The sequence below is a fragment of the Limnospira indica PCC 8005 genome (assembly GCF_000973065.1).
Lineage (GTDB): Bacteria > Cyanobacteriota > Cyanobacteriia > Cyanobacteriales > Microcoleaceae > Limnospira > Limnospira fusiformis.
In genome coordinates this window covers 5,781,500-5,797,140 of the sequence record NZ_FO818640.1, presented here as the reverse complement: position 1 = coordinate 5,797,140, position 15,641 = coordinate 5,781,500, and the positions used below count along the sequence as shown (strand labels likewise).

The 15,641-nt window shown below is 45.0% G+C and carries 14 protein-coding genes and 1 pseudogene; 8 read left to right on the top strand and 7 right to left on the bottom strand.

What is annotated here, in order from left to right:
• Positions 1-4 precede the first annotated feature (4 nt).
• Together XZ46_RS25625 and dacB are read right to left on the bottom strand one after the other, a co-directional pair.
• On the bottom strand, positions 5-559 hold the full coding sequence (locus XZ46_RS25625) for a hypothetical protein (protein ID WP_006622805.1): 555 nt from the start codon (positions 557-559) through the stop codon (positions 5-7).
• 23 nt (positions 560-582) lie between these two features.
• The gene (gene dacB, locus XZ46_RS25620; RefSeq protein WP_006668932.1) at positions 583-2,007 is read right to left on the bottom strand and encodes a D-alanyl-D-alanine carboxypeptidase/D-alanyl-D-alanine endopeptidase; all 1,425 of its coding nucleotides are present in this window, start codon (positions 2,005-2,007) and stop codon (positions 583-585) included.
• A 77-nt stretch (positions 2,008-2,084) separates the two neighbouring features.
• On the opposite strand from dacB, the gene XZ46_RS25615 reads away from it, so the two are divergent.
• Entirely contained in the window at positions 2,085-2,870 is a 786-nt protein-coding gene (locus XZ46_RS25615) for a 2-phosphosulfolactate phosphatase family protein (protein WP_008056069.1), read from the top strand.
• Between the two features lie 214 nt (positions 2,871-3,084).
• Here XZ46_RS25615 and glgB read toward each other — a convergent pair whose 3' ends face one another.
• Both glgB and XZ46_RS36115 read right to left on the bottom strand, forming a co-directional pair.
• Positions 3,085-5,391 carry a 1,4-alpha-glucan branching enzyme gene (gene glgB / locus XZ46_RS25610; RefSeq protein ID WP_008056071.1) on the bottom strand — a complete coding sequence of 769 codons (2,307 nt, stop codon included), beginning with the start codon at positions 5,389-5,391 and terminating at the stop codon, positions 3,085-3,087.
• A 52-nt stretch (positions 5,392-5,443) separates the two neighbouring features.
• A pseudogene (locus XZ46_RS36115) lies at positions 5,444-5,840 on the bottom strand (zinc ribbon domain-containing protein); the annotation flags it as partial.
• 654 nt (positions 5,841-6,494) lie between these two features.
• On the opposite strand from XZ46_RS36115, the gene XZ46_RS25605 reads away from it, so the two are divergent.
• From XZ46_RS25605 to nadB, 4 genes are all read left to right on the top strand, one after another.
• Positions 6,495-7,073 carry a hypothetical protein gene (locus XZ46_RS25605; protein WP_008056075.1) on the top strand — a complete coding sequence of 193 codons (579 nt, stop codon included), beginning with the start codon at positions 6,495-6,497 and terminating at the stop codon, positions 7,071-7,073.
• A gap of 101 nt (positions 7,074-7,174) precedes the next feature.
• Entirely contained in the window at positions 7,175-9,112 is a 1,938-nt protein-coding gene (locus tag XZ46_RS25600; protein ID WP_008056077.1) for a peptidoglycan D,D-transpeptidase FtsI family protein, read from the top strand.
• Between the two features lie 56 nt (positions 9,113-9,168).
• A complete protein-coding gene (locus tag XZ46_RS25595) occupies positions 9,169-9,966 on the top strand; it encodes an MBL fold metallo-hydrolase (RefSeq protein ID WP_048895301.1) in 798 nt (265 codons plus the stop codon).
• Positions 9,967-10,032: 66 nt separating this feature from the next.
• A complete protein-coding gene (gene nadB / locus XZ46_RS25590; RefSeq protein WP_048895300.1) occupies positions 10,033-11,808 on the top strand; it encodes an L-aspartate oxidase in 1,776 nt (591 codons plus the stop codon).
• A gap of 68 nt (positions 11,809-11,876) precedes the next feature.
• Here the strand turns inward: nadB and XZ46_RS25585 are convergent, their stop codons facing one another.
• Positions 11,877-12,146, bottom strand: coding sequence for an FmdB family zinc ribbon protein (locus XZ46_RS25585; protein ID WP_008056081.1), 270 nt, complete (start codon positions 12,144-12,146; stop codon positions 11,877-11,879).
• Between the two features lie 209 nt (positions 12,147-12,355).
• Here XZ46_RS25585 and XZ46_RS25580 point away from each other — a divergent pair, with 209 nt between their 5' ends.
• Positions 12,356-12,967, top strand: coding sequence for a hypothetical protein (locus XZ46_RS25580; RefSeq protein ID WP_006622817.1), 612 nt, complete (start codon positions 12,356-12,358; stop codon positions 12,965-12,967).
• A gap of 25 nt (positions 12,968-12,992) precedes the next feature.
• Here XZ46_RS25580 and XZ46_RS25575 read toward each other — a convergent pair whose 3' ends face one another.
• On the bottom strand, positions 12,993-13,454 hold the full coding sequence (locus tag XZ46_RS25575) for a hypothetical protein (protein WP_006622818.1): 462 nt from the start codon (positions 13,452-13,454) through the stop codon (positions 12,993-12,995).
• A 141-nt stretch (positions 13,455-13,595) separates the two neighbouring features.
• Here XZ46_RS25575 and XZ46_RS25570 point away from each other — a divergent pair, with 141 nt between their 5' ends.
• Both XZ46_RS25570 and XZ46_RS25565 read left to right on the top strand, forming a co-directional pair.
• Entirely contained in the window at positions 13,596-14,186 is a 591-nt protein-coding gene (locus tag XZ46_RS25570) for an EndoU domain-containing protein (protein WP_008056082.1), read from the top strand.
• A gap of 2 nt (positions 14,187-14,188) precedes the next feature.
• Positions 14,189-14,497: a hypothetical protein gene (locus XZ46_RS25565; RefSeq protein ID WP_228116429.1), complete on the top strand. Its 309-nt coding sequence runs from the start codon at positions 14,189-14,191 to the stop codon at positions 14,495-14,497.
• Here the strand turns inward: XZ46_RS25565 and XZ46_RS25560 are convergent.
• Complete coding sequence (locus tag XZ46_RS25560) at positions 14,494-15,627, bottom strand: glutathionylspermidine synthase family protein (protein WP_006668926.1); 1,134 nt, start codon at positions 15,625-15,627, stop codon at positions 14,494-14,496. The genes XZ46_RS25565 and XZ46_RS25560 overlap by 4 nt on opposite strands.
• Positions 15,628-15,641 lie beyond the last annotated feature (14 nt).

Genomic DNA, 15,641 nt, shown 5'->3' with positions numbered 1-15,641 from the left:
ATTTTTACCCTATTTCATCCGCATCTATATTTAGCTGTTTTTCGCCAATTTCTATATAGTTGTGATGGCCATAAATATAAGGAAATGTCCTCGCTGCAATTTTCACGAATACCGGAGGGGCCGGAAGTAGATGACTTAAACTAGCATCAAATTCGTTGTTGATTTCCCTCAACACTTTAATTTCTGTCTCTAGGGTATCTGATAATTTGTTGATTTTTGCCGATTGCTTGATTAATTTTTCCCAGATAATTTGGGCTTGGGTTTCATACATTTGAGATTGCTTGGCTCTCAGAGATGCTTGCAGATTTTTGACCTTCATTACAGCCACTTTAATATCTTGGTCAATATGCTGTAAGTTAACTGGCAGGTCAGCGATCGCTTGTTGTTCTTGGTGATGAAATTCGGTCATGGCTGCCGCTGATTTATCTTCAGGAAATATCAACTTTACCTGAAAATCTGACCGGATACGGCGGACGGCATGATATTCAGCGATCGCCTCATTTAATCTCTGATTAAGGCTATCCCATTCCTGTTTCAGTTCCCCCAGACTTTTCGCCATAATTTTACCTCTAATTTTATCGACTAATCACAGGGTTGTAAACTACTTAAAAGCACTACTATTCTATCAATAGCTTCTCGTAATTCCTGAGTTGATAAATTCGACTGATTCACTATGATAGCAAAAACCAACGGCGAATAACTCTCAGATTTTACATAACCCGCCAGAGAAGACATCCCTCTCATAGTACCAGTTTTTGCCCATACCTGACCCTGTGCTGGCGTATTTTGAAAGCGTCTTTCCAGAGTGCCACTGACCCCCGCCACCGGGATAGCATCTTGATAAATTTCCCAGTGGGGAGAGTTCCACATTACCCGCAAAGTTGCCACCAACACTTGGGGAGTAGCCAGGTTATGACGAGACAACCCAGAACCATCTCGCAGTACATATCCTGACCGACTAACCCCTAAATTATCTAGCACTTCCGCTATCATATTTAATCCCGAACTGGCTGCATCCAAACTAGGTCTTTGGACTCCCAAAGTTCTAACAATTGCCTCAGCAAATACATTGTTACTTTGCATATTTAAAGTCTTCACCAATTCCGACAATGGCGGTGATTCCACCCAGGCAACTTCCGGTTCCGAACGCTGAGAATAATTAGCCAGTATCCCCCTATTGACAGATATTTCTTGTTGTGATAATATGGTTGTGAATCCCTCCAAAAAGTTGGCGCCCGGATTAACAACAGCCGCAAAAACATTTTCTGGTTCCGCCCCAATATGCAACTGCCCAGACACCCGAATAATCGGTTCCGTAAAAGAGCGCCCAATCGCTACAAATTCAGGTTCTGTAGTGCTAACAGTCCGGGTTTGATTATCAATTTGCCAGCCGATTCCTTGTTCAGGTCTAACCCAGGTTACTCGTAAAGGTTGCCCCACATTTTCAGTCGGCCAGAGTTTTAAATCTAGGGAATTTTGATGTAAAATCAGACTATTAACCGGGGCTCCATAACCCGCTTGTACATCTTCCCATTCCCAGTTAGGATTGACAGTCATCCCCGGAAAATATCCGTCCTTAGCCACCAAGGTATCAATTTGGGAAATACCGCGATCGCGCAATTGTTGGGCTAAACTTTCCAGTTCAGTATTAGTAATGGTCGGGTCGCCTCTTCCCACAATATAAACATTGCCATTGCCACTACTATAAACAGAAGTACGGATGCGAAAATCTGGCCCTAGTGTTTCTATACTCGCCACCGTAGTTAAGAGTTTAATCGTCGAGGCGGGGAGAAAAAAACGCTCCGAGTCCAGACTATATAAAACTTGGCCAGAGTCTAGGGACTCAACCATAATTCCCCAGCGGGAACGAGAGAATTTGGGGTCAAGGGCGATCGCATTAATTTCAGTTTCTAGTACCGCTGGACATATAGACCTAGGTTCGTTGGCCATAACCGGCACAGAGAAACTGATCAGAGTCGAAAAGAGAGCGATCGCAATTGATTTCATAGTCCTTATTTGGAGAATTGCCACACAGATGTGGAAATATATAAACTGTCAGTATTAATTTAATACATATAACCGTCGTGAAAATTTTTGTTTACCATACCCCCGAATTAACTCCTACAGACAGCATTCCCGATTGTGCGATCGTCGTTGATGTACTCCGGGCCACTACCACCATAGCCACAGCCCTCAACGCCGGGGCCGAAGCCGTCCAAGTCTTCAGCGATATCGATGAACTCATCGAGGTCAGCGAAAAATGGCCCGCCGACAAACGCCTACGAGTTGGTGAAAGGGGGGGGCAAAAAGTCGAAGGTTGCGACCTCGGTAATTCTCCCCTCAACTGTACCCCAGAAGTAGTTGAAGGTAAACGACTCTTTATGACCACCACTAACGGGACCCGCGCCCTCCAGAAGGTTCAGAATGCCCCCGTAGTAATCACATCAGCTTTAGTAAATCGCCGAACCGTCGTAGAATATCTAATGACCACCAAACCAGAAACCATCTGGATAGTAGCATCAGGTTGGGAAGGTAGCTTTTCCCTAGAAGACACCGCCTGTGCCGGAGCCATTATTAATAGCTTGTGTTCAGAAATGGGTTATCCCATAGATAACCTAGGGGGGAATGATGAGGTTTTCGGTGCTGTAGCCCTTTATTACCAATGGCAAAATCAACTATACAAACTCATGAATACCGCCAGCCATGGTCAACGTCTAGCACGTCTCGAATGCTACGACGACCTGAAATATTGCGCTGACACAGACATTGTAACCGTGCTACCCATCCAAAGCGAACCAGGGGTCTTGATTAAATCGAAAATGAAAATGCAGAGTCTTCAATATTGGATTGAACAATCCCTCCCCTTATAGGCTGTTTATTGATGGCTAAGAAAAATTCTCTGGCTATTAGATCATAAATAATTGATGAATTACTCCCCTCTCTGCCTATGGGAGAGGGGTTGAGCGTGAGGGTTGGAAGTATGCTTGATTAGGAAAGACAGGTTGATATTCTATGAGCAACAACTGAAAACCCGGCTTCCGCAAAGAAACCAGGTTTTCTGTTGTCACAATGTTTTAATTAGACTTATTGTGCATCATCAGTTTCCGACTGCTGAAAAGCCTTAGCAGTTTTCTCTTGAGCCAACTTGAGAATCAGCACGCCGAGAGGAGGCAGACACAAATCAAGGGATTGGGGATAATTATGGAACCACCACTCATCAGTCCATTTTCCGCCCAAATTACCCATATTGCTGCCACCGTATTCACCAGAATCGCTATTAAACAACTCCGTATAGAAGCCGACTTCGGGAACGCCGACGCGGTAATGGCTATGGGGTTGGGGAGTGAAATTACAAACCACTACCACAAACTCACCTGTATCCTTAGAACGGCGGATAAAAGAGACCACACTATGGCGGTTATCGCTACAATCAACCCACTGGAACCCGGCTTCCGCAAAGTCCTGGTCATAGAGAGCAGGTTCACTGCGGTAGAGAGTATTTATATCTTTAAAAAAGCGCTGAATCCCTTTGTGTGCATCAAACTGCAACATTTCCCATTCCAAGGTTCCCCAAGCATTCCACTCCTTCCATTGAGCAAACTCCATCCCCATGAAGATAGTTTTCTTACCAGGGTGAGCAAACATATAGGTAAATAAAGCGCGGACATTAGCAAATTTTTGCCAATCATCCCCTGGCATTTTACCGAGAATATTGCTTTTACCATGTACGACCTCATCATGAGACAAAGCCAACATGAAATTCTCGCTGTGGTGATACCACATACTAAAGGTAATGTTATTTTGGTGGAACTGGCGGAACCAGGGGTCCATGTGGAAATAATCCAACATATCGTGCATCCAACCCATGTTCCACTTTAGGTTAAAGCCTAAACCACCGACATAGGTTGGCCAGGAAACCATTGGCCAGGAAGTGGATTCTTCAGCAATGGAGAGGATACCAGGAAAGTAGCTAAAAATGACATGGTTAGTCTGGCGAATGAAGTCAGCAGCTTCGATATTTTCACACCCGCCATAATCGTTAGCGACCCATTCCCCATCTTCCCGACAATAGTTGAGGTAAAGCATGGAAGCGACAGCATCAACCCGAATACCATCGATGTGATACTTCTCAAACCAAAACAGAGCATTAGCTACCAGGAAGTTACGGACTTCATTACGCGAGTAATTAAATACAAGGGTTCCCCATCCTTTGTGTTCACCTTTGCGGGGGTCTCCGTGTTCGTAAAGGTGGGTTCCGTCAAAGAATGCCAACCCGTGACCGTCTTTGGGGAAGTGACCAGGTACCCAGTCCACAATTATCCCAATACCGTTTTGGTGACACTTATCTACGAAGTACATAAAATCTTCGGGAGTGCCAAACCGGGAAGTGGGAGCATAGTAGCCTGTAACCTGATAACCCCAGGACCCATCAAAGGGGTGTTCGGCAACGGGTAGAATTTCGATATGGGTAAAACCTAGTTCTTTGACGTAGGGAATCATTTGATCGGCCATTTCCCGATAGGTAAAGAACCGACTACCGGGATCCAGTTCTACGGCCTGTACAGGAGGCTCAACGGTTCCATCGGGTAATGTGTGGGGTTCAGAAAAGGGAGCGCGATTCCAAGAACCTAGGTGACATTCATAAACAGAGACGGGGTGTTCGAGAGGGTCGGTATTCCGCCGCTTCTCCATCCATTCGTCATCGTTCCACTTGTAGTTATTTAACTCAGCTACAATTGAGGCGGTTTTGGGTCGGACTTCCTGTTGGAAACCGTAGGGGTCGGATTTTTCGTAAATGTGACCCTCGAAGTTTTTGATTTCGTATTTGTAGGCTTCTCCTACACCAATTTCAGGAATAAAGAGTTCCCAGACTCCGTTACCAAATTTCCGCATTTGGTGTTTGCGACCATCCCAGTGGTTAAAGTTCCCCAGAATTGAGACGTTGCGAGCGTTGGGAGCCCAAACGGCAAAGTAGACCCCATCCACGCCATTTAAGTTCATGGGGTGAGCGCCGAGTTTTTCGTAAATACGATGGTGATTACCTTCGGTGAATAGGTGAATATCAAAATCGGTTAATTTGGGGGAACGGAAAGCATAGGGGTCGTGGGTGACGCGCTCGTGTTCCCCTTCCTTGAAGCGCAGTTTATAGTTTTTCAGTTCGGGAATATCAATAACACACTCGAAGAAGTGGGGGTTATGAACGGAGTACATGGGGTACTCTTTCCGTTCTTCGGGTAGTACAACCCATGCTGCATCAGCGGTGGGGAGATAGGCTCGCACGGCCCATAGGCTTTTTCCATCTTTCTCAATTTGATGGGGGCCTAGGACTTCAAAGGGGTCGTGGTGATGGTTCCAAACAATCTTGTCAATCTGATCTAATGCTATGGTCATGGATATCAAACGCTCTACAACAAAAAGATTACTAGAGTTAACACTGATACATTTACGCGACATTTTTCCGGTTGTTCCCGGACAATGCGACGATAGCACTATTACCCGTTAAGATAACAGAGGCGGTATCCCGCAAAGCTTTTAGAAAGATTCCAAAAGCACCGTTTCAGTCCCGTGGTAGAGTGAACCCGCACTCAGGACATCGGAACACTTTTGAGCCATCTAGCTGGGAATGGACATGACCACAGTGAGTACAGGTTTTGCTGGTGTATTCTTCGGTCACATCTACAACTGTGGTTCCAGTTATTTCCGCGCTTATGTCTCAGGGTTAGTTTGAATCGATAATGCGCCCATGTCAGCATGGCGCGGGCAGTCTTAGACCTGATTAGACGCTTCACCTTGGCAACCATATTGGAAGTCTCGAAGGTGGGCCAAAAAATCCGGCTGTGTTATGGGATGGCCAGGGATGCGATCCAATCAACCAAGGGGTTGAAGTCCTCACAGGGTAGTCCCCACGCCCATTTCAGCTCTATTTCATACCCGAAGGTCTCGCACCATACTTGGTATTATACCGTATTGCCGTAAAATGTTAACCTAATTTGAGATTAAATCATGCTCCCACAAATTCAATTTAATGGGATTTCTTCGACTGCCAGCACAGAAACGCGGTTCTGAACCTACAGTCCCTAGATCGAAAAAGGCATTTAGGCTATGGGGTAGCCAGCCAGGTTTCGGTGTGTGTTCTGGAGGCAGCACACAACCACATTGGTCAACTGTCAGCTAGATCATCGGTTCCAATCAGCCTTAATTCCTCGATCGCCAATTGGCTAATTGCTCGGTGAATTTGAGCCGCGATCAGGTCCCAGGAGTTTCCCCCCAAGTATTGCCGTTACAAAATCGGGCATTTGGATTGGTGGCTAATTTAACACAAGTATACAAAGCTGGGTGAAACTTGGGACATTTAATTTATCAGCCAAAATTAATTAATTGTTCAAGATATACCAGAGCATATCATCTGTGGTACTATAACAGTAGGTTTTTGTGGTTGCCGGATCAGGTCTGGGCAAAACTAAGTAACTAAACATTGTGATCAGGTGTAAGTGATGGCTGTTGCGTTTAAACCCCGCCGCCCCAGTAAACGGGTCGAGGTGAACCCTTTTGTTGTAGTCCAAAATCCTCACAATGTGGTTTCTCTCGATCGCATTCGTCATAACCGGGTCAAACCGGCTCCCTACTCCCGCCAGGAACCTCCCATCAGCACCATAGAGGCTCAAACCACAGTGGTGGAAGTTCTGCCCAGAACCCAGGAGCTACCCCTATGGTTAAAATCTCTAATTACTGTTAAACAACTGTCATCGATCGCAGCCTGTGTTTTGATGGGGGGTGCTATGACTTTCTATGGGCTGAAGGTTTATGGGGAGTCTCGCTGGACAGGACAATATCCGAGACTAGAACATCTGCGACAACAAGAGCAACAACTGCGCCTGGCTAAGGAAATACTCAAACATACTATTGTAGAATCGGCCGGTGACCCTGATGCGGGTTTGGAAATTCCTACCCCTGATAATATTATATATGTGCAACCAGCCCCTCCGCGTCCAGCTACGGGGCGAGAACTTTCCTCGATTGTCAATCCTCCCTGGTCTTCGCCTCCTCAAACAAATCGGCCTTTGGCTTATTAGCAGTCAGGTAATGCTTCTCGACCCATGATAGGAGTGCTTCTGGGACAATGGCGCGTAAAGATCGAACACAGTTGGTTAATACTAGCAGGGTGAAATAGCCAATGGCTTCTTCTGATTATTCTTCGGGTTCGAGTCGATCGCATGAATCTGGTTTTTCTTCCCGTGGTAATCGTCAACCATTACGGGGCAGAATCAAGAAGCGATACAGCCAAGGCGACACTATGCGATCGCCAGGTTCTGCTAGTGTTTACCATCCCCCAAAAAATCTAATCTCTAAACCCTCTAGCAGAGTCTCCCACAGGAGGCCAAAGCCGATTAAGTCCGCTAAATGCAGTCCGGTTCGCCTGTACTTGGTGGGGTTAATCCTACTGGCGGGAATTTTCGGGCTAGGTATTCGCATATTTCATCTGCAAATCATCGAAGGTCCTTTTCTGCAAGAAAAAGCTGAATATCAGCAACAACAGCGTTCTCTACCGTTTATTCCCCGTCGTCCCATTAGCGATCGCAATGGTACAATTCTGGCTTTTGATCAGCAGATATATACCCTGTATGCTCACCCAGTTTTGTTTAAAAGCCCGCCGGAGGAAATCGCCCAGCAACTAGCCGGAGTAGTGGTAAGGACTGATCTAAGCAGTCCCACCACTCAGGAACTGCTGAATTTATTTAATGTAGCCCAGAGTGGTCTAAAGGTGGCGGATGGGTTATCAGAACAGGTGAGGCGCAGGATTCTCCGATTACAGATTGATGGCTTAGAATTAGTTCCTGAGCGGCGGCGACTTTATCCCCAACAAAATTTAGCTGCTGATGTTGTCGGTTATGTAGACAAAGAAGGCCGAGGTCAAGCCGGAGTTGAGTATAGTCAGGAAAACCTGCTTAAACGTAGTATGCCTTCCCTGCTGTTCCAACGGGCGGTAAATGGCGCATGGGTTCCCTCTCAACTGGCTGGGGGTTTTATCCAAATGGATGACCTAGAATTGCGGCTAACGATTGATTCTCGTATGCAGCGCATTGTCCGCAGCACCCTAGCGGAACAGGTGGAGGCTTTTAACGCCAAACGGGGAACTGTGATTGTTATGGATGCCGAAGATGGTTCTATACTTTCGTTGGTGAATGAGCCTTCTTATGATCCTAATCATTACTATAAGTTTGACAAGGAACTATTTAAAAATTGGGCTTTGACGGATTTATATGAACCCGGTTCTACCTTTAAGCCGATAGCAGTGGCTTTAGCTTTAGAGGCTAAGGCGATCGCACCAGATAGTTACATTAATGATGAAGGTAGCATTCAGATCGGACCTTGGACTATCTCTAATGCTGATTATAGTTCCGCAGGTGCTAGGGGCAATGTGTCGATTACCGATATCGTCAAATATTCGAGTAATATCGGCATGGTGCGGATTGTGCAACGCCTGGACCCAAAAGTTTATTATCAGGGTCTACAGCGTCTAGGTATGGGGAAAGCCGTTAATGTTGACTTACCCTTTGCGGCGATTGGTCTGCTGAAAAGTGCTGAAGACTTTGTGAATGTACCGATTGAGATTGCTACCAGTTCCTTTGGTCAGGGATTGTCGATTACTCCTCTGCAATTAGCCCAAATCAATGCTACCTTAGCCAATGGTGGCAAGTTGGTGACACCCCATGTGGTACAAGGGTTGTTTAATAGCCAGGGACAGTCCTACTTGCAAACTTCCATCCCACAACCGGAGCAGGTTTTTTCCGCAGAAACCGCCCAAACCGTTTTGGAGATGATGGAAACTGTAGTTACGGATGGCACTGGTAAAAATGCCCACATTCCCGGATATCGCATTGCTGGAAAAACCGGAACTGCTCAAAAAGCTAGTTCTACGGGTGGTTATTATCAGGGGGCTTATATTACCAGCTTTGTTGGTATTATCCCCGTGGACAACCCTCGCTATGTAGTTGTAGCGGTAGTGGATGAACCAGAAGGGGGAAGTGGTGGATTGGTGGCTGCTCCCATTGTTAGGTCAGTAATGGAGGGGCTGATTAAAGTTGAACAGATACCCCCATCTAAGTTTTAGTGGGACTTCACCAGGCTATATGATTAAATTTGAACATCCATCGACCTGATCATGTCATGAAGCTAATATTTTTAGGTTCGGGTTCAGCCTTTACCGTGGGGGCTGATAACTTTCAATCTAATATGATGCTGGTAGCAGAAAATAATCGGAAACTGTTGATTGACTGTGGGAGTGATCTGCGACATTCTCTGTATCAGTTGGGATGGTCTTATCGAGATGTTACTGATATTTATATTAGCCATATCCATGCTGACCATACGGGAGGCTTGGAATATATGGGGTTTACGACTAAATTTGACCCTAATTGCTCACGCCCTAAACTTTACCTGAGCCAAGAACTTGCTGACCTGGTATGGAATAATTGTCTGGCGGGAAGTATGACTTCTATTGAGGATGATTTGGCTACATTAGAAACCTATTTTGATATTGAACCGATTTCTCCGGGGTCTGGTTTTACTTGGGAAGGGGTTGATTTTACTTTGGTTCCTACTATTCATATTCAAGACAAATATCAGGATGTTCCTAGTTATGGTCTGAGTTTCTCCGTGGGGGGAGTTGAGGTGTTTTTGACTACGGATACTAAGTATTGTCCGCAAAAATTGCAGGGTTTTTATGAAAGTGCTAATCTGATTTTTCATGATTGCAATACGGCTCCAGTTACTGGGGGTGTTCATGCTCACTATCAGGAACTTATCACCCTACCCGACAAGATTAAAAATAAAATTTGGCTGTATCACTACCCGCCAGGTTCGCTGCCTAATCCTCAACAGGATGGCTTTCAAGGGTTTATTAAACGGGGGCAAACTTTTGTTTTTGAAGATGGTAAATTTTTGGTAGAAATGCCAACTAAATAATGGGGGTAATGGGTGATAGATAATGGGTAGCACACCGCCGCCCCTGGTCTGGGGTGGATGGTGTCCATGGCCCTAGGCTTTTTTCGGCAATTGCTGAAATTCCAGAAAAGAATCGATATACTCGTTGGAAGCGTCGAATTTAACAGCATGAAACATAACCCCAACCCCACTTCGGAGTTCTCGGAGTCGGCGGAGGAAATTCCTAATCAATTTGATATCATTGTGGTGGGAAGTGGTGCGGCTGGACTCTATGCCAGTCTTTGCATTCCGCCTCATTTGCGCGTCGGTTTAGTTACTAAAGATAGCCTGGGAAGTGGCTCTAGTCCCTGGGCTCAGGGTGGCATTGCGGCGGCTATTTATCCCCCAGATACGCCAGAATTACACCTGGAGGATACTTTACAGGCGGGGGCGGGATTATGCGATCGCCAAGCTGTACAGTTTTTGGTAGACCATGCGGCGGAGGCGATCGAGTTTTTAGTGAATTTGGGTGTGGACTTTGACCGCACTGGAGAAAAATTAGCCACTACCCTAGAAGCCGCCCACTCTTATCCCAGGGTTCTCCACTCCCGCGACACTACGGGAAGGGCGATCGTTGATGTCCTCATGGCTACGGTATTGAAACGCCCTAATATTCAGGTGGTTTCTGGGGCGATCGCTTTAAGTATATGGCCAAATCCTCAAACTGGGCGTTGTCAGGGTGTTAGTGTCCTGTATCAAAGTCAAATTCGCTGGCTACAAGCTAAGGCTGTCGTATTAGCCACTGGTGGCGGCGGTCAAGTTTTCGCCAAAACTACTAACCCCGAAGTTAGCACCGGAGATGGCATTGCGATCGCATGGCGAGGGGGGGCTGCGGTCCGAGATTTAGAATTTTTCCAATTTCACCCCACAGCCTTAATGAAACCCGGCGCACCCCATTTTTTAATTAGTGAAGCTGTGCGAGGAGAAGGGGCTCATTTAATCGATCGCCAAGGGCGGCGTTTTGCCTTTGACTATCACCCAGCCGGGGAATTAGCCCCTAGAGATGTCGTGAGTCGCGCCATTTTTATGCACCTACAAAAAACCTCAGATCACCCCGCTGAGGATAATGTGTATTTGGATATGCGACCCATACCACCAGATCAAATTCGCCATCGTTTTCCGAATATTATTAACGTCTGTCAACATTGGGGCATTGATGTCTTTAATGAACCTATGCCTGTGGCTCCTGCTGCCCATTATTGGATGGGAGGTATTACCTGTGATTTAATGAATCGCACCTCTATGCCAGGGTTATATGCCATTGGAGAAACTGCCAGCACCGGAGTTCACGGCGCTAACCGTTTGGCTAGTAATTCCCTATTGGAGTGTTTGGTTTTTGCTTCTCAATTATCCAAAATTGAAATGGATTTGACTGACCATAAATATATCGATTATACACCTTCCATGATATTGGTGCAAGGTAAATCTGATTATGCTCAAGAATTAGAGAAAATGGAGGAAATTCGCCACAGTTTGGCGGCTTTGATGTGGGAAAGTGCCGGAATTTGTCGGACCCAAACCGTCCTAGAAGCAGCTATCCCCATTGTTTTAAATTGGCGCAAGGAGTTGCAAAAATTACAAATCAGTAAATATTTGCTGACCATGAATCCTCGGCAAAATATGCAGTTATTATCTCCTGAATCGGGCAAAACTTTGAAAGCGTTGGCGGAAACTTTCAACCTGTTAGATATCGGATATTTGATTCTGCGAAGTGCCACTTTTCGCAAGGAAAGCCGAGGGGGACATTACCGCCTAGATTACCCAGAAACTAGCCCAGATTGGCAAATTCATACTGTGAATCGGGTTAATCTACCGACGAAATGATTAACCAGGATTAGCCATCCCATTAGTAGGAGAGGGTTAATCCATGGCGATACTCATTTAGGAGTCGATTAATCTTGGGCGGTCACATTCTCATAAACCCCCTTATCTCGCTTGACTAGCTTGGTAAACCCCGCATTTCTGTAATCAGCATTAGAAGTGGGAATAGACAGCATGGGTGAACTCAAGAGGCGACGGACGGGTGCATCTTCTGGGGTATCCCCCACTTCACAACCCGCTAACTGACAAACCTCGCCCCAGGTTTTCACCTCCCGATTGATACTGTGCATCACCTCAATCTTGCGGTTATTGCTAGGACACAAATAATCGTAGATTGGCATAGCAGTTTTCTCAAACAGATAAAGAAGCCCTATATTCATTTTTACCATAAAAACTTAAAATTTACATAAAATTTGAACGACACGGCCCTATTGATGATAATCTATGTCGTAGCGATGAAGCCCCACCGGGGTTAGGGATGATTTACGGACTCTGGTGGGTCTCAACCCTGGTCTGGTTGTCTGAGATCTAGTTTTAAGGAGAAATTTAGATGAGTGATTTTAAGCCTACCCCGGAGACGGATTTAACCACTACTCAATTATTAGACCGATATCACATTAATGATACTAGCCTCCTCAAAACCTGGGCAACACTGCACGGATTAAATGGCAATCGTAGCACCTATTCCCCTCAAGAAATCGATTTGCTGGATCATGTTCATCATCACCTTCATAATTTGGGGATGACTATTGATGAATATCAAAATCTACTTAACCGCCGTCCTTATCGTACTAATTATCAGCCTCCACAACCTGTTAATAATTCCTCTCATTCCCCCAATTCCTCGGCGGAAACTACCCCGACATCTGATGATGAAATGGTGGATGGTGCGGCGGCTACCGTTGACCTGTTAATGGCTCAATATTCCGAGGCGATCGAATGTGTCGGAGAACGCATTGCCGAACACTTTATTGATGAATTAGATGCCTCGGTTATGCGACATTTGGCGAAAAAAGTCCAGGAACGTCAGGCGATGAAATCTGGTCAGCCTAATCGTTTTTTGCGGACTATTCAATCGGTTTTAAAGCCTAGCAATAATCCCAGGTTGACTGATGCTAAATCGGAACCCTGGGAAATGGAAAGTAATCATCGTTTGGGATAAGTTATGATTAATCAGGCTGATATCCCTAAAAACGTCGATGGGGAATTGGCACTGTAGACCATCGATTTGTCTGATTTTCTAAACGTGCTAATCTCCAGATTCTACCTTGGGCTTGTCTTTGTAGGTAAATCTGAAATCGGTTCTGCTGTTCCCGCCACCAGCGATCGCTAAATTTAACACTAAGGTTATAGGTTCCCTCAACTTTAAATCCTTGGAGGTTGTTAATCATTATTGGTTCCATATTCGAGATGGCTACCCGTGTGATTTTAAATGATTGGGGAGACCTGGCAAAATCTGATTGTAGCTTGAGTTGTTGATGGATTTCTTTAATCTGTATGGTTAGGGCTTGTTGAACTAAGGTGGGTGTTGGTGTTATTCCCACCAGAGAACATCCCCATAACGTCAATGCTAATAAAGGGATAATTACAGTGATTATAGGTAATTTCCTGGTAGGGGTAAATTTTCTAACCCACAGGCGATCGCTCATTTTAGCCCAAAATTTCTCAATACTGTTTACAGACTGGGATATGCTCCCATCATCTTACCCTGGAAAATTGCCTAAAATTATGTTATCATATAACGGTCATAATCACCATAGATACAATCCATAAAATTCACAGGAGAATTTATGACAACCACAACCCCTAGGCGGAAGGTCGCCAAATTCATCAATATCTTAGGGTTATTTATAGCAACAGTAGCTATATTTGTGTTTGCTGCTAGTGAACCCGGAAAAGCGAGTAACTGTTTAAATTCCAGCCATTGGGTAGCCGCTTATAATAACCGACAAGTTAATCATACACATATTTTTTGTGGAGAGTTGAATCGACGGGGGAGACTGGTAGGATTTCATTCGCGTCCTGGGGGAAGAAATCCCGCCACTGTTGCCAGATTTAACATTACCCAACCCGCCAATAGTCAGGGTATTTACGCAGGAGAATGGACTTATCAAGGGTCATCTCAAGCCACCAAATTTTCGACTATGTTTCCCGATCGCTGTACTCCCACACAGGTAATTAACTCCATTGCTCACGCCGCCGACAATAGGATATCATGTCCTTCTAACGCTCCTAATTGGGCTTGGTGTGGCTATAATAGCCCTAGCGGCGGAGATAATCGGTTTTGTCAGGCTAATGATGGCAGCCAATACGTCGTCGTTGGGGCTACTAATTCAGATGGTAAAATTAACACAGGATTTCCTTTAAGGTTGTCAAGATGAGTATGGAAACTAATTGGGACTGGTCAGAGTGGAAACAACAAAGTAACGCCCACCGCCTGGTAGTGGAATTTTTAACTTTGGATGTTCAAGATAACTGCGAATATGTTAGGCATATCTGCAATCAAATTGCGGCGTTAGAAAATGGCGAAATTGCTGATTGTATCTGTTCTGGTAATGCTTATTATGTGAGTTTGTCCCCCCAAAATGTGACCATTGAGAATTTGATTATAGATGATGAACCCATCGAAACTATCTCTCTCAATGAGTTTAAACAGGCTATTTTATGCTGGCAAGAAAAACTTGAAAGTTAGATGAAATAATGGGGGATAAACTGGCTAGTATTCTGGGTGATGGGGGTACGATCTTCTCGAATACCAATCCCGGCTGCTTCCCCACCGATAACCCAAGAACCCAGCACCGGATAACAACCTTGAAATTCTGGGAGGGGAAAGTAGGCTTGATAAATCACGGGTACATCTTGATATATCCCTGGGGTTTGATAAGTGCGATCGCCATAATAAATGCTAATATTAGCACCCTCTCGGGAGAAAATAGGTTTACTGATGTAGGGATGTCGCAGGGGGCTAGAATCGAAATAAGCAGGTAATAAATTAGGGTGATCTGGAAATAATTCCCAGAGAATTGGTAAAATCGCCTTATTGCTGAGAATCATTTTCCAGGGTGGTTCTAGCAATTGCATCGGTTCATTCAGCAGAAACTGGCTAAATTCATCATCAACTATCCACTCCCAAGGGTAGAGTTTAAACATTAACTTAATTGGCTTATATTCCCAATCACAAAAACACATCCTATGAGAATCCCAACCCACTTCATCTATATATAGATGTTTGGTTTCAAAACCTGCTTGCATCGCCAAATCTCTTAAATATTCAACAGTCCCCAAGTCTTCCTCTGTATCCCGTTCGCAGGTGAAATGTAGATACTTTCCTTGTGGGGGTGAATTTTCGTAAATTGTCTGGAATTGGGCTAGTAATTTTTCATGAATTGAGTTAAACTGATCAGCATCAGGAAAAACCTCTTCTAACCACATCCATTGTACCACACTGGCTTCTAACAAAGCCGTCGGAGTATCGGCATTATATTCCAGTAATTTGGGGGGGTTAACGCCATCATAAGCCAAGTCAAACCGACCATATAAACTCAGGTCTTCCCGCGTCCAAGACCGACAACATAGTTCAAAAAAATCTGGGTCGATTGACAGTTGCTGATAACGTTGTTCCGACACAATACAATCAACGGCTTCTAAGCAGAGTTCGTGTAGTTCCTGGGTAGCCGCTTCTATTTCGTCAATTTGTTCGCTGGTAAATTGATAACAAACCCTTTCGTTCCAATACAATCCATCTAGTTCGTAGAAATGAAATCCCACCTCGTCGCATTTGTCTTGCCAGTCAGAACGAGGTGTGATTGAAATACGCTGCATTTTTGAACTTACCA

Bases quoted from the DNA above. Each gene is read 5' to 3' on its own strand.
- dacB (WP_006668932.1), bottom strand. From the start codon at position 2,007: ATGAAATCAATTGCGATCGCTCTCTTTTCGACTCTGATCAGTTTCTCT.
- XZ46_RS25580 (WP_006622817.1), top strand. From the start codon at position 12,356: ATGAGTGATTTTAAGCCTACCCCGGAGACGGATTTAACCACTACTCAA.
- XZ46_RS25595 (WP_048895301.1), top strand. From the start codon at position 9,169: ATGAAGCTAATATTTTTAGGTTCGGGTTCAGCCTTTACCGTGGGGGCT.
- XZ46_RS25575 (WP_006622818.1), bottom strand. From the start codon at position 13,454: ATGAGCGATCGCCTGTGGGTTAGAAAATTTACCCCTACCAGGAAATTA.
- glgB (WP_008056071.1), bottom strand. From the start codon at position 5,391: ATGACCATAGCATTAGATCAGATTGACAAGATTGTTTGGAACCATCAC.
- XZ46_RS25625 (WP_006622805.1), bottom strand. From the start codon at position 559: ATGGCGAAAAGTCTGGGGGAACTGAAACAGGAATGGGATAGCCTTAAT.
- XZ46_RS25565 (WP_228116429.1), top strand. From the start codon at position 14,189: ATGGAAACTAATTGGGACTGGTCAGAGTGGAAACAACAAAGTAACGCC.
- XZ46_RS25585 (WP_008056081.1), bottom strand. From the start codon at position 12,146: ATGCCAATCTACGATTATTTGTGTCCTAGCAATAACCGCAAGATTGAG.
- XZ46_RS25600 (WP_008056077.1), top strand. From the start codon at position 7,175: ATGGCTTCTTCTGATTATTCTTCGGGTTCGAGTCGATCGCATGAATCT.
- XZ46_RS25570 (WP_008056082.1), top strand. From the start codon at position 13,596: ATGACAACCACAACCCCTAGGCGGAAGGTCGCCAAATTCATCAATATC.
- XZ46_RS25560 (WP_006668926.1), bottom strand. From the start codon at position 15,627: ATGCAGCGTATTTCAATCACACCTCGTTCTGACTGGCAAGACAAATGC.
- XZ46_RS25605 (WP_008056075.1), top strand. From the start codon at position 6,495: ATGGCTGTTGCGTTTAAACCCCGCCGCCCCAGTAAACGGGTCGAGGTG.
- nadB (WP_048895300.1), top strand. From the start codon at position 10,033: ATGGCCCTAGGCTTTTTTCGGCAATTGCTGAAATTCCAGAAAAGAATC.